Below are 21,301 nucleotides of genomic sequence, written 5' to 3'. Positions count from 1 at the left end.
TAATCCGCGATGAACCTTTTAAATTCAGTGTCTAGACCTAAAGCGTCTAAGCGACAGGTTGATTAACCTTCGTTGCGCTCTGGACGACGACCACGGTTACCACCGCCATTGCCGTTACCATGGCCACGTTCGCCACGGAAGTTACCACGGTGATCGCCACCACGGTTACGGTCGAAACGACGTTCGCCATCACGTCCGCCAGCAGAGTTACCATCGCGAGCACCATCACGGTTGCCACGGTATCCACCACGACCGCCTTCACGGTTACCACCTTCGCGGTTGCCGCCTTCACGGTTACCACGGTAGCCGCCACCATCACGACCGCCACGGTTGCCACCACGGTTGCCATCACGACCGCCGCCGCCACGACGAGGCTCACGGAAGTCATTGAAATCAACAACTACAGCGCCAGCTTCTTTTTGACGAATGCGAAGTTTGCTTAGCTTACCAGCAGTTTCAGAGTTCATTGCTTTTGGCAGTTGAACGTAAGTAGAACCTTGGTCTAGCTTGATAGCACCGATAGAACCTTTAGTTAGGCCAAGTTCGTTTGCTAGTGCGCCAACGATGTCTTTAACCTGAACGCCTTGCTCACGGCCAACTTGTAGTTGGTAAGTATCCCAATCTTGAGTATTGAAGTTGCGACCACCACCGTCACGGCCGTTGTCACGATCTTCACGACGCTCTTTGCGACGGTTCTTATCACGCTCAATAGCAGCGATCATTGGGTCTTCGCCAACGTAGAATAGTGGGCTCTTACCTTGCTGACGCTTAAGAAGCATTGCAGCTAGAGTAGCAGCATCAACTTCTAGAGACTCTTGAAGAGTAGAGATAAGACCTGCAAAGTTTTCTAGTGCTTTGCTTTCTTTCTCAGTTTCAAGTTCAGCGCCAAGCTTAGCAACACGTGCAGCAGCAACTTGGTCACGTAGAGGAAGTTGAATTTCTTCCATTTGAGACTTAGTTACGCGCTCGATTGTGCGAAGCATGCGAATTTGGTTAGTGCGAACTAGTAGGATCGCTTTACCTTTACGTCCAGCACGGCCAGTACGACCAATACGGTGGATGTAAGATTCAACATCGAATGGGATGTCGTAGTTGAATACGTGAGTGATACGTGGAACATCAAGACCACGAGCTACAACGTCAGTTGCAACTAGGATGTCGATAACACCTTGTTTGATGTGATCAACAGTACGCTCACGTAGAGACTGAGGAATATCACCGTGCAGTGCAGCAGCTTTGAAGCCACGTGCAGATAGCCAATCAGCTAGACGCTCAGTGTCTTGACGAGTACGTACGAATACGATTGACGCGTCAGTTTCTTCAGTTTCTAGAAGACGAGACATTGCTTCGTCTTTTTCTACGCCTTTAACAACCCAGAAGTTCTGCGCTACTTTATCAACTGTGTGGTTAGTACCAGCAACGTCAACTTTAGCCGGGTTACGTAGGTAACGGTCAACAATAGTCTTAACCATTGGAGGCATAGTTGCAGAGAAAAGTACACGTTGTGCAGATTCTGGAGCTTGCTCTAGGATCCAAGTAACGTCATCTACGAAGCCCATTTTCAGCATTTCATCTGCTTCATCAAGAACAAATGTGTGTGCTTCATCTAGGTGTAGACGGTCACGAGTTAGTAAGTCTTTAACACGACCTGGAGTACCAACAACAATGTGAGCACCGCGGCTTAGAGCACGCATTTGGTCAACAATTGAAGCACCACCGTAGATTTCAATAACTTTAAGACCTTTGATATCACGGCCAAGGTTTTTGATTTCCGCAGCAACTTGAATCGCTAGCTCACGAGTAGGAGCCATGATGATTGCTTGTGGTTTGTGTTGGTTCAGGTTGATTTTGTTAAGTAAAGGCAGAGAGAATGCTGCTGTTTTACCAGTACCAGTCTGTGCTTTACCTAGTGCGTCACGGCCTTCAAGAAGAAGAGGAATAGCTGCTGCTTGGATTGGAGTCGGAGAAACGAAACCCATGCTATCAAGAGCTGAAAGAATGTTATCGTTTAGGGCTAATTCATTAAATTGAATTACAGATTCGGACATTGGGATCCCACTATATATAAGTAAACAAAAGGTCCCGGGAGCTCTATCAATTCCAATACTGATCCAATCAGATACTGATTCCATTCAGAGTTACGAAGCAGTAATAAAACACTTCAAGCCATTAGGGACGTCTAAGGGAGGCGGATTATTCCCTAAATGCATAAAAAAATCCAGAAAAAATTGAAATACATCACATATTTTTCGCTTTTACATCAGTACTGGTTATCATATCGTCAAAACTTGATGAATATCTCGTCACAGCACCCATCTCCTAGCAAATTGACCTAGTTAAATAAGAGGGCAATTAATTAACGCTCACTTCGCCTTTAAGTAGTAATCAAGCCTCGCAATGATTATAGTGTGCTCAATTGTCCTCGATAGATAAAAGTCAAAATGTTTCAAGATAATCCTCTACTCGCTCAGCTCAAGCAGCAAATCCAAGAAACCCTCCCTAAAAAGGAAGGTACCATCAAAGCCACTGAAAAAGGTTTTGGTTTTCTCGAAGTTGATAGCAAAACAAGCTTCTTTATCCCGCCTCCGTACATGAAGAAATGTGTGCACGGTGACAAGGTGATTGCCATCATTCGCACAGAGAAAGAGCGCGAAGTAGCAGAGCCTGAGGAATTGGTTGAACAAGGTCTTACTCGCTTTATTGCACGAGTTAAGCTTTTCAAAGGCCGATTGAACGTTGTTCCTGATCACCCGCAGCTCAAAAAACTGCAACTTAAAGCGAAAGCAATGAAGGGTCTAAACCCTGAAACGCTTAAAGAAGGTGACTGGGTTGTTGCTCATATCGTTCAACACCCATTAAAAGGTGACAACGGATTCTTGGCTCAGATCTCTGAGAAAATCACAGACGCTGACGACAAGATTGCACCTTGGTGGGTAACGCTGGCACAAAACGATCTACCAAACAGTGAGCCTGAAGGCATCGACAACTGGCTAATCAACGATGACGCCGATCTTGAACGTGTAGACATGACGCACGTCCCTTTTGTGACTATCGATGGCGAAAGCACAAAAGATATGGATGACGCGCTTTACGCGAAGAAGAAAGAGAACGGTGATTTTGAACTGACTATCGCAATTGCTGATCCAACGGCTTACATCTCTCCAGATGATGCGATGGATAAAGTGGCACGCGAGCGCGGTTTCACTATCTACCTTCCTGGTCGCAACATCCCAATGTTGCCTCGTGATCTTGCTGACAACCTATGTTCACTGATCGAGAACGAAGTTCGTCCTGCACTTTGCTGCACAGTAACGGTATCTAAAGATGGCGTTATCGGTGATGACATTAACTTCTTCGCTGCAAACATCAAATCTCATGCTCGTCTTGCTTACGACAACGTATCAGACTGGCTAGAAACAGGTGCATCAGAGAAATGGCAACCATCAGAAGAGATTGCTGCAATTGTTTCTGATCTTCACCAATTTGCTCAAGCACGTTCAGCATGGCGCTCAGCAAACGCTGTTGTGTTCCCAGATCGCCCTGACTACCGCTTTGAACTGAGCGAAGATAACGATGTTGTCGCTATCCACGCTGACATGCGTCGTAGCGCAAACAAGCTGGTTGAAGAATCAATGATCAGCGCGAACATCTGTGCGGGCCGAGTACTAAAAGAGAGCTTCAACCAAGGTGTGTTTAACTGCCATTCTGGTTTCAAGGCTGAGAAAATCTCCGACGTTCTTGAACTGGTAAACCCGCAAGCGGAAACGCCGTTCACTGAAGAGCAAATCATTTCTCTAGAAGGTTTTGCTACTCTACGTCGTTGGTTAGGTTCTTTAGATAACAGCTACTACGACAACCGTATTCGTAAATTCCAAGCGTATAGCGAGATCAGCAATGAGCCTGCACCGCACTACGCGATGGGATTAGATATTTACGCAACTTGGACTTCTCCAATTCGTAAATATGGCGACATGATTAACCACCGTATGCTTAAAGCACACATCTTAGGTAAAGCGCCAATTCAAACACCAGATGAAACTATCGGTGATGAACTTGCCCTGCACCGCCGTCACCACGGCATGGCTGAGCGTAATGTTGGCGATTGGTTGTATGCTCGCACTCTAGCCAATGCTCCAGCAGAAGAAACTCGTTTCCAAGCTGAGATTTTCGATATTAACCGTGCAGGTATGCGTGTACGTTTACTTGAAAATGGTGCTGCTGCATTTATCCCTGGATCTCTCATTCTTAATAATAAAGAAAGAATAGAGTGCAACGGTGATATGGGTACTGTATCTATCGATAAAGAAATGGTATACAAACTGGGAGACGTTTTAGAAGTAGTTCTCTCTGAAGTTAATCAGGAAAACCGTAACTTAGTAGCAAAACCTACTCAAGTATTTGCGGACTTGCCTAGCGAGCCTGAAACGACAAACGAAACCGAAGCTTAAAGGCTTTAACAGCTACAGCTTTCAAGGTTACGGCTTTCAAGGTCAAAGCTATCAAGGTCAAAAGCTTCAAAGGTTCACTTCTAAAGGCGCTAATTATTAGCGCCTTTTTTGTAAATGTCTCATGCTTAAACAATACTTAAAAAAAACAATCAATAAGCAATCAATTTACAACGTCAAAGAAGCTCACTATGTCATCAATCACAGTTACTCAGTTCAGAAACTTCATTCCCAGGAGACGAGAACGTTATCCTGCCTCTAAAAACGGTATCTTTATAGTGTCGAAAGGCAGCATTTCTTTTGTGTTGCCCAATGGTACTCAAGCCTCGTTGCAAGCGGGAGATTTCACCCTTTACAATTCTGGTCAGATTAAAGACATCACGGTTAACACTGAAAATGGCGAATTCAGCGCAACCTGCTTAGATTTTGATTTGGCTATCTTTCAAAAGTTCATTAATCAGTTCAGCGATTTAGAGTCCGCTCGAATCCCAGACAAGTACATTAAGTTCAATCAAACGGATACTGAGCTCTGTCAGTTGAAAGATCTCATCATGTCACTGGCCAACTCTTCTTCTCAGAATGACTACGCACTCACTCAATTAGGCTTAAGTTTGCTGTCTTTGATGGTGGAACAGTACCCAGCTCTATTGGCTATTATTGCTCGAGCTTCAAGGTTAACCGTGACCCAAAGAGTCATTCATTACATCGAGCAAAACATTGAAAACAATATCTCTTTGGATACGCTCGCCAGTTACATGGGAATGTCACCGGCTACGCTTAAACGTCGCTTATCGGCTGAAGATCTGTCGTTCTCAAACTTATTAAAGATAAAACGTATTGCTCATGCAGCCACTCAGCTAAGAACATCGGATAAGTCGATCACTCAAATCGCGTATGAGTCAGGCTTTAAAAGTGCCGCTCACTTCAGCACGGCCTTTAAAACGTATCACGGAAAAACACCAAAAGACTTCCGATCGCTAGTGGCACAAGCACAACTGCAGAGCGTAAAGCCGCAAGTTTAAAGAAACAAAGCGATAGATTGATGTGGACGTCTTAGTTGGGAACTGGTGTAAACCAAGTGGCTTCAATATTAAGCCACTTGGGTGTGGGATGAGATGATTTGGCTTTGGGATTCAGTGGTTGAGTTTTGATACTCATTGATTCAGCTTTGCGAGCAGGCCACCAGCAAACGTGAAAACAGAGTGACTATGACCAGAAGTACGATTTAGGGTCTTTTTCTATTTCCGCCAAAATAGCATCAAGATCCTTCGATTTAGGAAGGTACGGATACGGCCCCCAATTCACAGAGTCGGTTTCGACATCCCCTTCAAGCGGCACCATCACTAACCAACAAGACAGCGACTCATCAAAAGTCACGCAGACGATCTCGTTTGTATAATCACTGTGAGATGAGTCGAGTAGATAATGCGCCTGAGAAAACAGCACACCACCCTCACACTCTTCATATAGGGATTTGCCTAGCTCGACAGGTAAACTTCGATTTCGAGATGTACAGAGCCTCTCGGCCCCAATTAAAAGACGATTCAGCTCGATATGAATGACGGACATAACACCCCTTGTAACTTCATAGAAACTTCATAGAAACTTCTAAGTAGTGAATTCCTCTACTTAGCTTAGGACTCAACAAACATTTTAGCGAACAAGCGTAATCAAAATACCGGCCCTGCTCCCAGAAACGAATCTTGCTTTCGGAAACCCAGAAAGCTACGACTCATCAAGCGAACAGCTATACATCGAGAGTATGGAATTTCACAAAAGTGTCATATAACCGACCTATCATATGCGACAAATGTTATTAACTAGGAGTTGTTTATGTTACGAGTCGCGCTTGCCTCTCTTTTATCCTTAGCCCTGTCTTCTCATGCTGCTTTAGCACAAGAAACCACTATTTCGGGCTCCACTTCAGTATCACGAGTGATGGATGTATTAGCTGAGGAGTACAACAAGACTCACCCTGATAACTATATTGCGGTTCAGGGCATTGGTTCTACAGCAGGTATTACCATGGTTAATAAAGGTGTCTCTGACATCGGTATGAGCTCGCGTTATTTAACCGACCGCGAACAAGACGAGAAGTTGAAGGTATTTCCAATTGCCTTTGACGGCCTAGCTGTAGTAACTAACCGCTCAAACGCTGTAAGCAACGTTACACGTGAGCAGCTGTTCGATATCTACAAAGGCAAAATCACGAACTGGAAAGCTGTGGGTGGCGCAGATCAGCCTATCGCAGTTGTCACTCGCGAAGCGTCTTCTGGCTCACGCTATAGCTTCGAAAGCTTGCTTGGTTTAACGAAGATCATTAATGACCGTCTAGTGTCTGACATCAACCCAAATAACTTGGTTGTAAACAGCAACAGCATGGTTAAAACGATTGTTAACCATAACCCACACGCGATTGGTTTTATCTCTGTTGGTTCAATCGACCGTTCGATTAAAGCAATTACATTTGAAGGCGTAGAGCCAACATCTAAGAACATTGCTAACCACAGCTATGAATTGGCTCGCCCATTCTTGTTGCTGCACAAGACAGACTCAGTTTCTGACGAGAGCAAAGACTTCATCAAGTTCGTGAAGTCAAAGCAAGGGCAAGAACTTATCGAAGAGTACGGCTACACTCGCATTAAATAAGTGGGATAGTTTTATCTAATGTAAACAAAAAGAGAGAGCACTATGCTCTCTCTTTTTTTGAATCTTTATAAATCGCTTCTTTACAAACCACTTAGAAGTGAAGTTGAATCACTGAAACGATCACAGCGCCAGGACGACGAATACCTTCGATTTCTACGCGGATTTCGCGTTCAATCTCTAGGCCTTTCTTAATTGGCGTTACTTTTGTTAGCGTACTTTTAGCACGAACGTTACTGCCCGATTTAACAGGGTATGGGAAACGTACTTGGTTAAGACCAATGTTTACGACCATCTTCGCTGTTGGGAATTGAGACTTGTCAGGGTCAACACTGTCAGTCAATCGAGGAAGCAGAGATAAAGTTAAAAAACCATGTGCGATGGTTGTTTTGAACGGAGAGTCTGTTTCCGCTTTTTCAGGTTCAGTGTGAATCCACTGCATATCTTCAGTAACAAGGCCGAACTGGTTAATACGGTCTTGACTTACATTGATCCAGTCGCCAGTATGGATGACTTCACCGATCTGCTGATTAAGCTCATCAAACACAAGTTGTGCTTCAGGCTTAAGTACGATCGGCTGTTCCACCGGCATCTCTGGTGCATCTTCATTGACAGCAGGTTTGTGGTGATCACGAACCCACGCAAAGAAATGGCTATTTTGCGTACGATTAAGAAAGTCGCCCCAGTAATCTCTAAGAGCTGGAGACATCCATTGCATAAACTCTGAGTGTTGCGAAGACATGCTATCGCCTCGGTGTTTAAATAAATCAATGACTTTCATAAGAACCTCAATGCACAAAAAATTTCAATATAACTTCGTAATTTTGAAACACTTCACACTATTGTGCAAATGTTTTCGAGCATACAACCGTTAGCTGAACCTTGTTAAAATCATATTAAACATATACTTACCAATAAAACATCATTTTATTACAAAACCCAAATTAGAGTGTTAGCTCTATCACATGACAAACATTTGTTTATATAAAAGGCGTTTTTATTCATAAGTGGAATAAAAAAAGGCTTAGCGCAATGCTAAACCTTAGTTTTTACAAGGAATTAGTTTTCCGAGGGTTGGTCTTGTAAGAGACGAATCTTACAAGACACTCAATCCTCTATTCGTCATCAAGCGGAACCAGCTTGGTATTACCACCGTGTGCTTTCTCACGCTTACGTTGCACGAATGCGTAGAAGCCAGGGATTAGGAACGTACCCGCCAGTAATACACATAACAGGCCGCCGATCAGTGAAATACCCAGAGAGTTCTGACTCACGTGACCTGCGCCCGCAGCGAAGATAAGCGGGAAGATACCTAAGATGAACGACCAAGACGTCATGTTCACAGCACGGAAACGCAGTGTACCGCCCTTCACCGCTGCATCTTCAATCGGTGCGTCTTTCTCTTCACGCTCTACCTTTGCGAATTCCACAATCAAGATTGCGTTCTTCGCGGCCAAGGCTATCAAGAGAACCAAACCTATTTGTGCATAAAGGTTCAGCGGAGTGCCCGTTAGATTCAATGCCAAGAAGGAGCCTAAGGTTGCGACAGGTACCACGAGGATAATCGCAATCGGAATTGTCCAACTCTCGTATTGAGCCACCATAAACAGGTAGATGAAGATCAGAGCCAGTGCGAAAGCAAAGATCGCTTGGTTACCTGCTAGTACTTCTTGGTAAGCCATGCCTGTCCATTCGTACTGATACCCCTGAGGCAATACTTCTGCAGCTACGCGTTCCATTGCCGCAATCGCATCACCACTTGAGTAACCTTCTGCAGGTTGACCTTGAATCACGGCACTGCGGTACATGTTGTAACGCCATGCTACATCTGGTTCGAAGATCTGATCGTAAGTCACCAATGTGCTTAACGGGATCATCTCGCCATTAGACGAACGAACGTGGAATCGTTGTAGGTCGTCCATGCTGCTACGGTGTTCACTGTCAGCTTGCATGGTTACGCGGAAGTTCTTACCAAACATGGTGAAGTCGTTCACGTACAACGAACCAAGGTTACCTTGTAGTGTTTGGAAAATTTCCGACAACGGAATACCTAATTGCTGCGCTTTCTCACGGTCAATATCGACATAGTAGTGAGGTACGTTCGCACGGAAAGTACTGAATGTGTGTGAAATCTCAGGCTGTTTAGTGGCCTCAGCAATCACGTCATTCATAACCATCGCTAGATCAGTACGGCTACGACCTAATGTATCTTCTAGAACAAACTCAAATCCAGACGCGGCCCCCATGCCCGGTACTGCTGGAGGCCCCATCGCAAACACGACAGCTTGAGGAAGTTCAGTCGCAGCACGACCATTAATACGCTGTGAGATAGCCTGAGCAGAGTGTTGACCATCCAGTGCATTACGCATGTCCCAATCGTGAAGCTTGATGAACATTGACGCACCATTCGACGCAGAAGCGCCCGTCATAAATGCGTAGCCGTTAACCAGTGTTACGCCATCAACACCCGGCTCTTGTTCAACCATTTCAAGCAGCTGCTTAGTCACTTCTTCGGTTCGAGACAAGGATGCCGCGTCAGGAAGCTGAACGTTAACCAGCAAAATGCCTTTATCTTCTTGAGGTACAAACGCCGTAGACGTGGTTTTCGCGAAGTAAGTTACCGCTGCTAGCGCCACAACGAAGAAGGTAAACAGCAGAACACCCTTTTTCACAAGGAAGCCTGCAATTTGACCGTATTTGTTGGTTACTGATTCAAGACCACGGTTAAACGCTTGGTACCAACGAGCCGTGTTACCACCACCCTGCTTAAGAACCAGTGAACACAATGCAGGTGATAGCGTTAATGCGTTAATTGAAGAGATAACAACCGCGATACAGATAGTCAGAGCGAACTGACGGTACATGATGCCAGTAATACCAGGAAGCATTGCAACAGGGATGAATACCGCAAGTAGAACCAAGGTCGACGTAATGATCGGCCCCGTTACTTCTTTCATCGCAATAAGCGTGGCTTTACGCGGTGAAATGGTTGGGTCTTTAGCCATTGTGGTATCAACGTTCTCGATAACCAAGATCGCATCATCTACTACGATACCAATCGCTAGTATCAAACCAAACAGGGTTACCGTGTTGATGGTGAAACCCGTCATCTGCATGATGGCAAACGTACCAATCAAAGATACCGGAATCGCAACTACAGGAATCAAAGTCGCACGCGCACTACCTAAGAACAGATACGTTACCGCGATAACCAGTAAGATCGCTTCAATTAGCGTTTTTACTACGCCTTTGATCGACTCTGCAACGAAGAGTGTCGTGTCATAACTCGCCTCATAAGCAACGCCTTCAGGGAAATTTTTGCCTAAATTATCCAGCATCGCCATCACCGCTTTACCACTTTCCAGCGCGTTAGCGTCTGATTGAAGTGACAACGTTACGATTGAAGCGTCTTGACCACGGTATTTACCATTGCCATCGTAGAACTTTTTACCAAGCTCAACGCGTGAAACGTCTTTTAAATAAACCGTTGAACCATCTTGGTTTGCACGAAGTACAACATTTTCAAACTCATCAGCCGTTTCTAGTCGGCCTTTGGTTACCAAGTTGAACTGCACTTCTTGTGCGTTGTTGTAAGGTGCAGCACCAATACGACCAGCCGCTACCTGAACGTTCTGTTCAGCCAAGGCGCGATTCACATCAGAGGTGGTTATATTGAGGTTAGCCATTTTCTCAGGGTCTAACCAAACACGCATCGCGTATTCGCCACCACCCAATACGTTAACTTCACTGATACCCTTTACACGGGCCAATTGGTCTTTAATGTTCAAGTTCACGTAGTTGATCAAGAATTGATCGTCATACTCTCCGTTCGGCGAGTAGAAGTTCAATACCATCAGCAAGTCAGGAGAACGCTTCTTGACCGTTACACCCACCATTCTTACTTCTTGTGGAAGTTTCGATTCGATCTGAGCAACACGGTTCTGCACGTTGACCTGAGCCATATCAGCATCAGTACCGACATCAAAGGTCACGTTAAGGTTGTATGAACCATCGTTAGCACTTTTAGAGGACATGTAGATCATATCTTCTACGCCGTTAACCGACGTTTCTATGGGGTCGGCTATCGCCTGCTCCACCACTTCAGCACTTGCGCCCGTATAGAATGCAGACACACTGACCGACGGTGGGCTAATTTTTGGATATTCAGCCACCGGCAAGATAGCGAGAGAAATCGCACCCGCCAGCGTTAATATGATGGATATAACAAGGGCAAACTTAGGCCTTTGGATAAAGAAACGACTCAACATAAATAGCCCCCTTACTCAGCTTGTTCAGCAGAAGGTTGAATGCGAACGGACATACCATTACGGACACGCTGTAAGCCTTGAGTGATGACTGAGTCGTTCTTCTCTAATCCAGAATGAACAATTACACCACCTTCAACCTGACGACCCATCTCGATGTTTCTGCGCTCAGCAACTGGTGCCGCTTCACCTTCAACCAGTACCATCACAAAGTCGCCTTCTAGGTCGGTTTGTACTGCTCGGCGTGGGATAGTCACAACATCAATAGATTGCTTTTCACGTAGATCCACACGAACGTGTTGACCAGGAAGTAATCGTTGATTCGGATTATCAGCGATTGCGCGCATCGCGATCGTACCGGTATTGAGATTGATACGGTTACCCAAAAAATCGAGCTGACCTAGGTGTTCAAACGCTTCACCGTTCTCAAGCATGATCTGAACTTCAACACCTGCAGAGTCGCTGCTGCCATCGCCTTCGATGCGGTCCATACCCAGCTCAATACGCTCTCGCTCACTGATGCTGAACGATGCGTGGATTGGGTCTAGGCTAACCAAAGTCGTCAGTACACCTGAAGACGGCGAAACCAGATCACCCGTGCTCACTTTGGTATCGCTTATACGGCCAGAGAAAGGCGCGATGATTTTGGTATGAGAAAGCTGAACATTCGCAGCATTAAGCTGTGCTTGGCTTGCTTCAAGCTGTGCTTGAGAACCTAACAAGTTTGCGGTTAATGCATCGAATTCAGATTGAGAGATACTGCCTTTCGGAAGTAGGTTTTTACCACGATTAAAATCAAGCTCAGCTTTTTTAAGGTTCGCGTTCGCTTGAGCAACAGACGCTTTTGCGCTTGCTACTTCGGCTTCAAACGAAGAAGGTTCAATCGAATAAAGCAATTGACCCTTTTCAACCATTTGGCCTTCATTAAAATGACGGCTTTGTAGGTAGCCAGAAACCTGCGCTGTAATAGCCGTGTCTTCAACGGCTTCTATACGACCGATATACGACTTACTTTGCTGGTGAGAAACAACGCTAACATCCTGTACAGCTACGAGAGGTAAAGGTGCTTGCTTGGCATTCTGAGCATCTTGCCCACACCCAGCAAGAATAAGAGAGCTTGCAAGAGCAGTAAGGATCAACTTTTTACGCATGGTTATACCGTCACTTATTAGTATTTGAACAGCATAAAATTTACGTAACACCTCTGTTACCATTGTCCGAGGAATATCAATTATAACTGGCCAAAGTGTATCAATATGTTAATTGAAACCAAGTGCTTATAAAGTGATTACAAACACGCTACAATTCCTAAGTAAATCAATCTCTCAGCTTTTGTTCTCTATGGATATTGTCTAACATAATGTATTGTCAGACAGATAAGCATTCACATTTAATTGTTAAGGAATTCTCATGATTTCAAAATGGGCTAAACGTTTCTATCAAATGGCGGAATTGGTCGGTTCTTGGAGTAAAGATCCTTCAACTCAAGTCGGCGCCGTAATCACTAAGCACAACCGCATTGTTTCTGTTGGTTTTAATGGCTACCCACATGGCGTGTCTGATAGTGCGGATACTGATGACAGAGAGATGAAGTACCTCAAGACACTTCACGCTGAAGAAAATGCGATCTTATTCGCCAAGCGTGATTTGGACAGCTGTGAAATCTGGGTGACTCACTTCCCTTGCCCAAACTGCGCAGCGAAAATCATCCAAACCGGTATTTCTGCGGTTCACTGCCCAGAGCAAAGTGAAGACTTTCTTTCTCGCTGGGGAGACAAAATCAAAGTGAGCCAAGATATGTTTGAACAAGCAGGCGTAAAAGTCGATTGGTTGCCACTGGCTGACCTAGATTAAACGAACAGATAGTTAGAACAAAAAAGCCGAGAGTCGATATTATCGCTCTCGGCTTTCTTTTGTTTGGACTTATAGTTTGGTCGCTATATTTTAGAAGCTATAGTTTAGAGGCTATAGCTTGGTCACTGTAAACGGATGAGCAAACTAAGCGTTCGTTGGGAATGCTTCCGCGTACGCTTCCATAAAGTCTTTACGAATATCTTGCTCTAGATGAATCGCTTTTTCGGTCGGACAGAAGATCATAAAGTGCACTTCTTGCTCACCTGTCGAACTGCTTGTGATATGGATGTGAGGCTCAGAACCCGGAAGGTCAACGCCAGCGTGCTTTTCGATCACACCGTTGTAACGGCGGGCAACATCGATAAACTCTTCACAATGCTCTTCAATTTTCACAATAAGACCCGACAGCATAGGGTATAGGTTTACAAAGTCTTTCACCGTCACAAAAAAGTTATGATAAACATAACGCTTCATGAAGTTGAGGTTCTTTACCGGATAAGTGAAGAACATGCTATTAGGCAGCGTGGCTGTCTTGCCAGTGAAGTGATATTGCCCATGATACAAATCGATTTCTTGAATCACGGTCGCCATCAAATTGTGTTCAATCACCTCACCGCTGATTTTACCCACTTCGATCCAGTCGCCGATTCTAAATGAGCGAGAACTCGCACGCTGAATAGAACCGGTGAAACACAAAATGATCTCTTTAGATGCGACGACTATAGCAACAGCAATGGCCGTTACCGACAGCGCAAACTCGCTGATTTCGGATTTCCACAGCACAAATAACGTCACAACAATAATCGCGAATGTGCCGTTTTTGGTTCGTGACATCCAGTTACGTTGGTCTTCGCTAAGGAAAGCAACATCACCTCTTATTTGAGATAAGGTGATTCGGCGAATGATTAATATAATAGTGATAATCAACGCACTAAAAATAAACTTATGAGCGAGTAGAAAATCAATTACTTGCCACAACTTTTCCATTACTTATTCCTTAGCATTACAACAGTTAGCTTTACAACGGTTAGCTTTACAAGAAAGCCGCTAATATCCTTTCTATGAAAAAGCGCTCAACTCCTGAGCGCTCGTATACATTCTGGTATTAGCCTAGCTAAGGCTATCATTTTATCTTGGCAGAAGTAATAAATTGACCAAAAGTTTCACACCAAATCACAACCGTATTAAATCGATTAAGATCAGTACCTTCGGGAAGCTCAACCATAAAGCGGTCGAATGTTTTCACATCTCCGACTCTCAATAACTCGTTCTTGCTGTCATTGAAAGCTTGCTCGGTTTCAATAAACTTAGGCGAGAGGTAAACTTTGTAATCAGGCCCCGGTGCCAGTTCACCTTCAAAAGCTATCGCATTTTCAGAAACCGAGACGATACCTTCTCCCCAATGCAAGAAGTCACTGTCTTGGCGATCTTTACTGAACTCACCCATGTAAATAGCCTGTTGGCTGATCGCTTCAACCGAACTTGAAGACGGAGAATCAGGCTCAATCAAGATAGGTAGTGCATAAACACCAAGCCCAAAACCAACAGCACCCACGGCTAAGTGGGTGCAAAGTAAAACTAACTTTTTCATCGCGTACTCCCTTATGCTTAAAGAGAGTATTATTGAATACTCTCAAAAATACAAAGAGATATAACGCTCTGATGTTCTATTTTTGGTAATGCGTTGCTGTACGGTGTGACAGTTCAACAATCACTTTTACCGCTTGCTCCATGCCTTGAATGGTAATGAACTCATGAATACCGTGGAAGTTGTAACCGCCAGTAAAGATATTCGGACATGGTAGCCCCATGAAAGATAAGCGAGCACCGTCTGTACCACCTCGGATTGGTTTAACCATTGGCTCGACATTGCACTCAATCATCGCCTGCTTGGCCAATTCAATAATATGTTGATGCGGTTCAACCATCTCTTTCATGTTGAAGTAGCTATCGGTTAGCACCAGCTCAACACGGCCTTTCTCAAGGCGCTCATTCAGCTCATCGACTTTCTGCTGCATGAATGCTTTACGCGCTTCTACACCCTCACGTTCAAAATCACGGATGATGTATCCCAGTTCAGAGCGAGCCACACCCATTTCCGCCGACTTCAGGTGGTAAAAACCTTCATAACCTTCTGTGCACTCTGGTGTTTCTTGTGCTGGCATCATCAATTGGAATTGCGCTGCTATGTTCATCGAGTTCACCATTTTACCTTTTGCGGTGCCCGGGTGAACGTTCACGCCATGACAGATAACATCGGCGCTCGTGGCATTGAAGTTCTCAAATTCCAACTCCCCTACTGGGCCACCATCGATGGTGTACGCCCACTCGGCGCCAAATTTTTCAACGTCAAACAGGTTCGCACCGCGGCCAATCTCTTCATCCGGCGTGAAACCAATGCAGATGTCGCCGTGTTTGATGTCTGGATTCGCTTTCAGGTAAGCAATTGCACTGATGATTTCAGCGATGCCCGCTTTGTTGTCGGCACCAAGCAGAGTTGTGCCGTCAGTCGTAATCAGGTCGTGACCATGTAAAGAATCAAGATCTGGATACTGGCTTGGGTTCAAACTCTCGCCACTTTCCCCTAATTCAATCGTTCCACCTCGGTAATCTTTAATCACTTGTGGTTTCACGTTGGCGCCTGATGCGTCAGGAGCGGTATCCATGTGCGCCACAAAGCCAATCGCAGGCACATCGTAATCGACATTCGACGGCAGTTTCGCCATCAAGTATCCATTGTCATCTAAAGACACATCAACTAAGTCTAATGCCACCAATTCTAACTTTAAGACTTCAGCAAAGGTAATTTGACCCGGTGAACTTGGGCATTGCTGATTAGAAGGATCGGATTTGGTATCAAAAGTAACGTAATTCAGAAAACGTTCTACAAGCTTTTCCATAATTCATCTCACCATGGATTAAGTAATTGATTTACTGACTTAATTATTATGTCGATAAGTGATACATCGTTAAATAAATACGAGCACAGAGTCAGTAGCGAGGGTTTTCATCTTACGCCCCTGACCATGTATGTAATTGCTCTAAATCATTATTGTGCGAAATTAGATGCGCTTCCTATACTTGAAAACAGAGGGTTTCGTCAGTTCAACATTGCATACGGATGATAAGAGATCGCTTTGTACGCATTCTACGCCCTCCGCTCTCAGCCTAACAAAAGTACAAAGTGGATGATGATCACAATTTATCCTTGATGCAGAATCTGTCATACGTTACACGGAGACACAGTTATGACGATTAATAAATATTTCATTTTCTCTCCTCAAGCCTCTGAGGAAACGCTTCGACCAGTATTAACTGAGAAAGAAGTTCAAAGGCAGGAAGCTCTAAGACAGGCGCAGATCCAGGGTGGATTAGACACAAACGCGACCTCGTAACTCAATGAATACCTAGCACTATTAAGACCCCTATAAAAAAGCTCTACGCTCTATCCGGTAGAGCTTTTTTTATTTTTGATCTGTTCTCCTCTCCCCCACTCCCAAACAAGCTGAACATTAAACCTTCGCTCATTGCTTGTTGTTCTTCACTTCTCGATCACCGTTTGGCTCATAGTCTCTCGCGAATGTATTTTCACGCATTGCACACTCTAGCTTGCAGCGCTGAGAAATGACTCACTAAACTCCCCGATGCCATACCTTGTCGTGTCATTTTGTGCTAATAATTCATATTCGTTTTCATTCCTCACTCGCCCTCTTTTCAAAACTATAATGCGAGTACCAGAGAACCTAACCACAGGAACCCCGAATTCAATGGAATATTCAAAGCTAGGAAGTAGTCAAATTCCCGTTTCCCGTATCTGTCTTGGCAGCATGACTTGGGGGCTACAAAATACGCAGCAGCAAGCCGACCAACAGATCGAATACGCATTAAGCCAAGGTATTAACTTTATCGATACTGCAGAGATGTACGCGGTTCCACCTTCTCCAGATACCTACGGAAAAACAGAAGCGATCATTGGTAACTGGTTATCGCGTAACCCACAGCGTCGACAAGAGTTGATCATTGCGAGCAAAATTGCCGGGCCAGGGCTTCCTTGGGTTCGAGATGGCGGCCCGATAACGGGTGAAGCGGTGATCGCAGCCGTTGACGCATCATTAAAACGCCTACAAACAGACTATATCGACCTTTACCAACTTCATTGGCCAAATCGTACAACGCCTCACTTTGGTAAGCATTTCCCGAATCACATTCGATTCAGTGATATTGACCGAAAGCAGCATGAAGCTGAGATGTTGGAAATCCTACAAGCACTGGCAAGCTGCATTAAGGCGGGGAAAATTCGCCATGTCGGGCTTTCAGATGATTCTACTTGGGGCATTAACACATACCTCAAGCTGAGCGAAAAACACGATTTGCCACGTATGGTTTCGATTCAGAATGAATTTAGCCTACTGCACGCAAAAGACTGGCCATATCTGATTGAGAACTGTGTGCATGAAGATGTCGCTTACCTGCCATGGTCACCTTTAGCTGCAGGCATGTTGAGTGGAAAGTACATTGATGGCGCAAGACCGGAAGGCAGCCGTTGGACTTACATGCAACGTAAAGGCATTTTCCGTGACACTGAATCTGCCAACGAAGCGGTTAAAGGCTATGTTGAAGTAGCAAACGCTCATGGATTTACTCCGAGCCAACTGGCATTGGCATGGTGTAATCAAGTTGATGGGGTGACGTCCACCATCATCGGTGCAACGACCATGGAGCAATTAAAAGAGAACGTAGCCGCTTTTAGTAAACCGCTATCAGAAGAGATCCTGACTGATATCAACACAGTATTTAAACGCTATCCTGCTCCGTATTAGGCTGCCAGTTCAGCTTAACTTAGGTGAGTAAATCCCATAAGAGCGCGCTATTTAGTGCGCTTTTCTTTTTTAAGTGAGTTGCTTTTGCATTTTATGTAGATCGCATTGAGTCATCACGCTTTTGGTTCGCTAACCTTTGCTCTATAATGCGCGGGCTTATATCTAGGATAAAAACATGATTTCAAAAAACCAATTAAAACTCCTTCGTGCTTTGGGCCAAAAGAAACAACGTAAAGCCCACGGCCTGTTTCTAGTTCAAGGTGAAAAGAACGTTCTTGAGCTGTTCAATAGTGACTTAGTCGTGAAGAACGTCTTTGCTACCGCTGATTTCTTATCTGAAAATCATGCTTCACTGATTGAGTTTGATTGTGTTGAAGCCTCGCTGGATGATCTAACCAAAGCAAGTACTTTGGTGAGTAACAATGCCGCGATTGCAGTTGTTGAGATCCCAACGTTTGAACTACCAGAAGCGACAGGACTGATGATTGCACTTGATGGCGTTTCAGACCCTGGCAACCTAGGTACGATTATTCGCGTAGCAGACTGGTATGGCATCAAGCATATCGTTGCGAGCAGCGATTGCGCAGACCCATACAACCCTAAAACTATCAGCGCGACTATGGGCAGCTTTGGCCGAGTACACGTAAGTCAAACTGACTTACCAGCTTACTTAGAGCAAGCGAATCTACCGGTTTACGGTGCATTTTTGGAAGGCGAAAGTGTTCATAAGACTGACTTCACTGCAAATGGCATTTTGCTGATGGGCAGCGAGTCTCACGGCATTCGTGAACACGCCGCTAAATACGTGACAGATAAGATTACGATTCCAGCATTCGGTGGCGCAGAGTCTTTGAACGTTGCAATGGCGACTGGCATCATTCTCGACAACATGCGTCGTCAGCACAGCTAGGTCTCATAAGCTAACGATCCAGTCGACAATGTTCAAATATTAAAAAAGGCGTATTGATTAAATCAGTACGCCTTTTTATTTGAGTTCTTTTCAACAATTACTTTTCTAGCATTGCCAACTTATCAGACACACCATTCCACTTTTCCGCATCATCCATCGCTGGTTTTACTTCCGTTTGCACAGGCCAAATCTCAGCAAGTTCTGCGTTCACTTCAATGAAAATCTTTTGATCTTCAGGCAGTTCATCTTCTTGGAAGATTGCTTGAGCATCACATTCAGGTACACATAAACCACAATCGATACATTCGATCGGGTTAATTACCATGAAGTTTGGGCCTTCATGGAACGCATCTGCGGGACACACTGCCACACAGTCTGTGTATTTACATTGAATACAATTATCGCCTACGACAAATGCCATGATGCTCTGCTCTATAAGTTAGTCAAAATTGAAGAATGGGGATAATACTCATCCCAAAGCAAAATTCAACATCATACGGCTCTAATATCGTGTCTATTTGCTCCATGTTTCCAAATTAGTATGACAGATAAATCAATTTCTCGTAAAATGCGCGCCATTGTGAGCTTATCGCTTCTTTGAACATCAGCGTTTCCATCAAACTCTGTATTAAGAAACGATCTAGCTAAGACACCTATAAAAACGAGACATCGAAATGATACGTTTAACCGAAATTAAACTCCCACTAGACCATGAAGAGTCTGCTATTCAAGACGCTATTGAAGCGAAACTTGGTATTAACTCTGATCAGGTACTCTCTTTTAATATCTTTAAACGTGGCTACGATGCTCGTAAGAAATCAAAGATCTTACTTATCTACACGCTTGACGTTCTCGTTGAAAACGAAGCTGAGTTGTTAGAACAATTCATTAGCGACCCGCACGTAAAAGTGACTCCTGATATGGAGTACAAGTTTGTTGCTAAAGCGGTTGAGAACCAAACTGAGCGCCCTGTGGTTATCGGTTTTGGCCCATGTGGTCTATTCGCTGGCCTAGTGCTTGCTCAAATGGGTTTCAACCCAATCATCGTTGAGCGTGGTAAAGAAGTTCGTGAGCGTACGAAAGATACCTTTGGTTTCTGGCGTAAGCGTACGCTGAACACAGAATCAAACGTACAGTTTGGTGAAGGCGGCGCAGGTACTTTCTCTGACGGTAAGCTGTACAGCCAAGTTAAAGATCCAAAGCACTACGGCCGTAAAGTAATTGAAGAGTTCGTTGCTGCGGGTGCACCAGAAGAAATTCTATACGTAAGTAAGCCGCACATCGGTACCTTTAAACTGGTTACCATGATCGAAAAGATGCGCGCTTCTATCATTGAACTTGGTGGCGAAATCCGTTTCAGCACTCGTGTTGACGACGTTCATATGGAAGATGGTCAAATCACTGGCCTAACGCTTTCTAACGGTGAAGAGATCAAATCTCGTCACGTGGTATTGGCTGTTGGCCACAGTGCTCGTGACACGTTTGAAATGCTGTACGATCGTGGCGTTTACATGGAAGCGAAGCCTTTCTCTGTTGGTTTCCGTATCGAACACAAGCAATCGATGATCGATGAAGCTCGTTTCGGTAAGAACGCAGGCAACCCAATCCTAGGTGCTGCGGACTACAAGCTGGTTCACCACTGTAAGAATGGCCGCACTGTATACAGCTTCTGTATGTGCCCAGGTGGTACTGTGGTTGCTGCAACGTCTGAAGAAGGCCGCGTAGTAACGAACGGCATGAGCCAATACTCTCGTGCAGAACGTAACGCAAACAGCGCGATCGTTGTAGGTATCGACCCAGAGCGTGATTACCCAGGTGACGCACTGGCTGGTATCCGTTTACAACGTGAACTAGAAAGCGGCGCTTATGTTCTTGGTGGTGAAAACTACGATGCACCAGCTCAAAAAATCGGTGACTTCTTGAAAGGTCGCGATCCAAGTGCAATCGGTGAAGTACAACCGTCATTCACGCCGGGTATCCACCTGACTGATATTTCAAAAGCGCTGCCTGATTTTGCTATCGAAGCGATTCGTGAAGCAATCCCAGCGTTCGAGAAGAAGATCAAAGGTTTCTCTACGCCAGACGGCCTACTTACCGGTGTTGAGACACGTACGTCTTCTCCTGTATGCATCAAACGTGGTAAAGACTTCCAAAGCATCAACCTTAAGGGCTTCTTCCCTGCTGGCGAAGGTGCAGGCTACGCAGGCGGTATCCTTTCCGCTGGTATTGATGGTATTAAGGCTGCAGAAGCGCTAGCACTATCAATGGCAGAGCAAAACCAAGCCGAGAAGATTGAGATCGCTTAAACGCTTTCGATAAACCCAAGCTAAATAGCGAACACCCAAAACTGAAAATCCAGTG

Annotated in this window: 17 protein-coding genes; 8 read left to right on the top strand and 9 right to left on the bottom strand. The window is 44.8% G+C overall.

Translation table 11 applies throughout. The annotated features are described in order from the left end of the window. Positions 1-62 precede the first annotated feature (62 nt). A complete protein-coding gene (locus AB4167_RS03955; RefSeq protein WP_080582207.1) occupies positions 63-2,132 on the bottom strand; it encodes a DEAD/DEAH box helicase in 2,070 nt (689 codons plus the stop codon). A gap of 309 nt (positions 2,133-2,441) precedes the next feature. Between AB4167_RS03955 and rnb the strand changes: the two genes are divergently transcribed. Together rnb and AB4167_RS03945 are read left to right on the top strand one after the other, a co-directional pair. Next, entirely contained in the window at positions 2,442-4,448 is a 2,007-nt protein-coding gene (gene rnb, locus AB4167_RS03950) for an exoribonuclease II (RefSeq protein WP_017059497.1), read from the top strand. Between the two features lie 188 nt (positions 4,449-4,636). Continuing rightward, complete coding sequence (locus AB4167_RS03945; protein ID WP_017064362.1) at positions 4,637-5,467, top strand: AraC family transcriptional regulator; 831 nt, start codon at positions 4,637-4,639, stop codon at positions 5,465-5,467. Between the two features lie 184 nt (positions 5,468-5,651). On the opposite strand, the gene AB4167_RS03940 is transcribed toward AB4167_RS03945, so the two are convergent. Further along, positions 5,652-6,014 carry a DUF3024 domain-containing protein gene (locus tag AB4167_RS03940; RefSeq protein ID WP_017059495.1) on the bottom strand — a complete coding sequence of 121 codons (363 nt, stop codon included), beginning with the start codon at positions 6,012-6,014 and terminating at the stop codon, positions 5,652-5,654. A gap of 264 nt (positions 6,015-6,278) precedes the next feature. Here AB4167_RS03940 and AB4167_RS03935 point away from each other — a divergent pair, with 264 nt between their 5' ends. Next, the gene (locus AB4167_RS03935) at positions 6,279-7,094 is read left to right on the top strand and encodes a phosphate ABC transporter substrate-binding protein (protein ID WP_017068410.1); all 816 of its coding nucleotides are present in this window, start codon (positions 6,279-6,281) and stop codon (positions 7,092-7,094) included. A gap of 91 nt (positions 7,095-7,185) precedes the next feature. On the opposite strand, the gene AB4167_RS03930 is transcribed toward AB4167_RS03935, so the two are convergent. From AB4167_RS03930 to AB4167_RS03920, 3 genes are all read right to left on the bottom strand, one after another. Continuing rightward, complete coding sequence (locus tag AB4167_RS03930) at positions 7,186-7,872, bottom strand: MaoC family dehydratase (protein ID WP_017059493.1); 687 nt, start codon at positions 7,870-7,872, stop codon at positions 7,186-7,188. Between the two features lie 334 nt (positions 7,873-8,206). Then, positions 8,207-11,359 (bottom strand): efflux RND transporter permease subunit, encoded by a 3,153-nt coding sequence (locus AB4167_RS03925; protein WP_137002375.1) that lies wholly within the window; start codon positions 11,357-11,359, stop codon positions 8,207-8,209. An 11-nt stretch (positions 11,360-11,370) separates the two neighbouring features. Beyond that, entirely contained in the window at positions 11,371-12,507 is a 1,137-nt protein-coding gene (locus tag AB4167_RS03920) for an efflux RND transporter periplasmic adaptor subunit (protein WP_137002374.1), read from the bottom strand. A gap of 259 nt (positions 12,508-12,766) precedes the next feature. Between AB4167_RS03920 and AB4167_RS03915 the strand changes: the two genes are divergently transcribed. Further along, a complete protein-coding gene (locus AB4167_RS03915; RefSeq protein ID WP_017059490.1) occupies positions 12,767-13,210 on the top strand; it encodes a dCMP deaminase family protein in 444 nt (147 codons plus the stop codon). A gap of 144 nt (positions 13,211-13,354) precedes the next feature. Here AB4167_RS03915 and AB4167_RS03910 read toward each other — a convergent pair whose 3' ends face one another. The 3 genes from AB4167_RS03910 to pepT all read right to left on the bottom strand — a co-directional run bounded on the left by AB4167_RS03910 (position 13,355) and on the right by pepT (position 16,110). Beyond that, the gene (locus AB4167_RS03910) at positions 13,355-14,197 is read right to left on the bottom strand and encodes a mechanosensitive ion channel family protein (protein WP_137002373.1); all 843 of its coding nucleotides are present in this window, start codon (positions 14,195-14,197) and stop codon (positions 13,355-13,357) included. A 136-nt stretch (positions 14,198-14,333) separates the two neighbouring features. Further along, positions 14,334-14,801 carry a DM13 domain-containing protein gene (locus AB4167_RS03905; RefSeq protein ID WP_372136161.1) on the bottom strand — a complete coding sequence of 156 codons (468 nt, stop codon included), beginning with the start codon at positions 14,799-14,801 and terminating at the stop codon, positions 14,334-14,336. A gap of 76 nt (positions 14,802-14,877) precedes the next feature. After that, a complete protein-coding gene (gene pepT, locus AB4167_RS03900) occupies positions 14,878-16,110 on the bottom strand; it encodes a peptidase T (protein WP_372136160.1) in 1,233 nt (410 codons plus the stop codon). Positions 16,111-16,458: 348 nt separating this feature from the next. On the opposite strand from pepT, the gene AB4167_RS03895 reads away from it, so the two are divergent. The 3 genes from AB4167_RS03895 (at position 16,459) to AB4167_RS03885 (ending at position 18,940) form a co-directional block, all read left to right on the top strand. Next, a complete protein-coding gene (locus tag AB4167_RS03895) occupies positions 16,459-16,605 on the top strand; it encodes a hypothetical protein (RefSeq protein ID WP_017059486.1) in 147 nt (48 codons plus the stop codon). 372 nt (positions 16,606-16,977) lie between these two features. Next, the gene (locus AB4167_RS03890; RefSeq protein ID WP_032545660.1) at positions 16,978-18,030 is read left to right on the top strand and encodes an aldo/keto reductase; all 1,053 of its coding nucleotides are present in this window, start codon (positions 16,978-16,980) and stop codon (positions 18,028-18,030) included. A gap of 175 nt (positions 18,031-18,205) precedes the next feature. Beyond that, positions 18,206-18,940 carry an RNA methyltransferase gene (locus AB4167_RS03885; protein WP_065584752.1) on the top strand — a complete coding sequence of 245 codons (735 nt, stop codon included), beginning with the start codon at positions 18,206-18,208 and terminating at the stop codon, positions 18,938-18,940. A 97-nt stretch (positions 18,941-19,037) separates the two neighbouring features. Here the strand turns inward: AB4167_RS03885 and fdxA are convergent, their stop codons facing one another. Beyond that, entirely contained in the window at positions 19,038-19,361 is a 324-nt protein-coding gene (gene fdxA / locus AB4167_RS03880; RefSeq protein WP_136982565.1) for a ferredoxin FdxA, read from the bottom strand. Positions 19,362-19,614: 253 nt separating this feature from the next. Here fdxA and AB4167_RS03875 point away from each other — a divergent pair, with 253 nt between their 5' ends. Continuing rightward, on the top strand, positions 19,615-21,246 hold the full coding sequence (locus AB4167_RS03875; protein WP_017059483.1) for an NAD(P)/FAD-dependent oxidoreductase: 1,632 nt from the start codon (positions 19,615-19,617) through the stop codon (positions 21,244-21,246). The last annotated feature ends 55 nt before the right edge of the window (positions 21,247-21,301 follow it).

The sequence above is a fragment of the Vibrio sp. 10N.286.49.E11 genome (assembly GCF_041469505.1).
GTDB classification, from domain to species: domain Bacteria; phylum Pseudomonadota; class Gammaproteobacteria; order Enterobacterales; family Vibrionaceae; genus Vibrio; species Vibrio crassostreae_C.
The sequence above is the reverse complement of the archived record's forward strand: the minus strand, read 5'-3'. Positions and strand labels throughout refer to the sequence as shown.

Bases quoted from the DNA above. Each gene is read 5' to 3' on its own strand.
- AB4167_RS03955 (WP_080582207.1), bottom strand. From the start codon at position 2,132: ATGGAATCAGTATCTGATTGGATCAGTATTGGAATTGATAGAGCTCCC.
- rnb (WP_017059497.1), top strand. From the start codon at position 2,442: ATGTTTCAAGATAATCCTCTACTCGCTCAGCTCAAGCAGCAAATCCAA.
- AB4167_RS03945 (WP_017064362.1), top strand. From the start codon at position 4,637: ATGTCATCAATCACAGTTACTCAGTTCAGAAACTTCATTCCCAGGAGA.
- AB4167_RS03940 (WP_017059495.1), bottom strand. From the start codon at position 6,014: ATGTCCGTCATTCATATCGAGCTGAATCGTCTTTTAATTGGGGCCGAG.
- AB4167_RS03935 (WP_017068410.1), top strand. From the start codon at position 6,279: ATGTTACGAGTCGCGCTTGCCTCTCTTTTATCCTTAGCCCTGTCTTCT.
- AB4167_RS03930 (WP_017059493.1), bottom strand. From the start codon at position 7,872: ATGAAAGTCATTGATTTATTTAAACACCGAGGCGATAGCATGTCTTCG.
- AB4167_RS03925 (WP_137002375.1), bottom strand. From the start codon at position 11,359: ATGTTGAGTCGTTTCTTTATCCAAAGGCCTAAGTTTGCCCTTGTTATA.
- AB4167_RS03920 (WP_137002374.1), bottom strand. From the start codon at position 12,507: ATGCGTAAAAAGTTGATCCTTACTGCTCTTGCAAGCTCTCTTATTCTT.
- AB4167_RS03915 (WP_017059490.1), top strand. From the start codon at position 12,767: ATGATTTCAAAATGGGCTAAACGTTTCTATCAAATGGCGGAATTGGTC.
- AB4167_RS03910 (WP_137002373.1), bottom strand. From the start codon at position 14,197: ATGGAAAAGTTGTGGCAAGTAATTGATTTTCTACTCGCTCATAAGTTT.
- AB4167_RS03905 (WP_372136161.1), bottom strand. From the start codon at position 14,801: ATGAAAAAGTTAGTTTTACTTTGCACCCACTTAGCCGTGGGTGCTGTT.
- pepT (WP_372136160.1), bottom strand. From the start codon at position 16,110: ATGGAAAAGCTTGTAGAACGTTTTCTGAATTACGTTACTTTTGATACC.
- AB4167_RS03895 (WP_017059486.1), top strand. From the start codon at position 16,459: ATGACGATTAATAAATATTTCATTTTCTCTCCTCAAGCCTCTGAGGAA.
- AB4167_RS03890 (WP_032545660.1), top strand. From the start codon at position 16,978: ATGGAATATTCAAAGCTAGGAAGTAGTCAAATTCCCGTTTCCCGTATC.
- AB4167_RS03885 (WP_065584752.1), top strand. From the start codon at position 18,206: ATGATTTCAAAAAACCAATTAAAACTCCTTCGTGCTTTGGGCCAAAAG.
- fdxA (WP_136982565.1), bottom strand. From the start codon at position 19,361: ATGGCATTTGTCGTAGGCGATAATTGTATTCAATGTAAATACACAGAC.
- AB4167_RS03875 (WP_017059483.1), top strand. From the start codon at position 19,615: ATGATACGTTTAACCGAAATTAAACTCCCACTAGACCATGAAGAGTCT.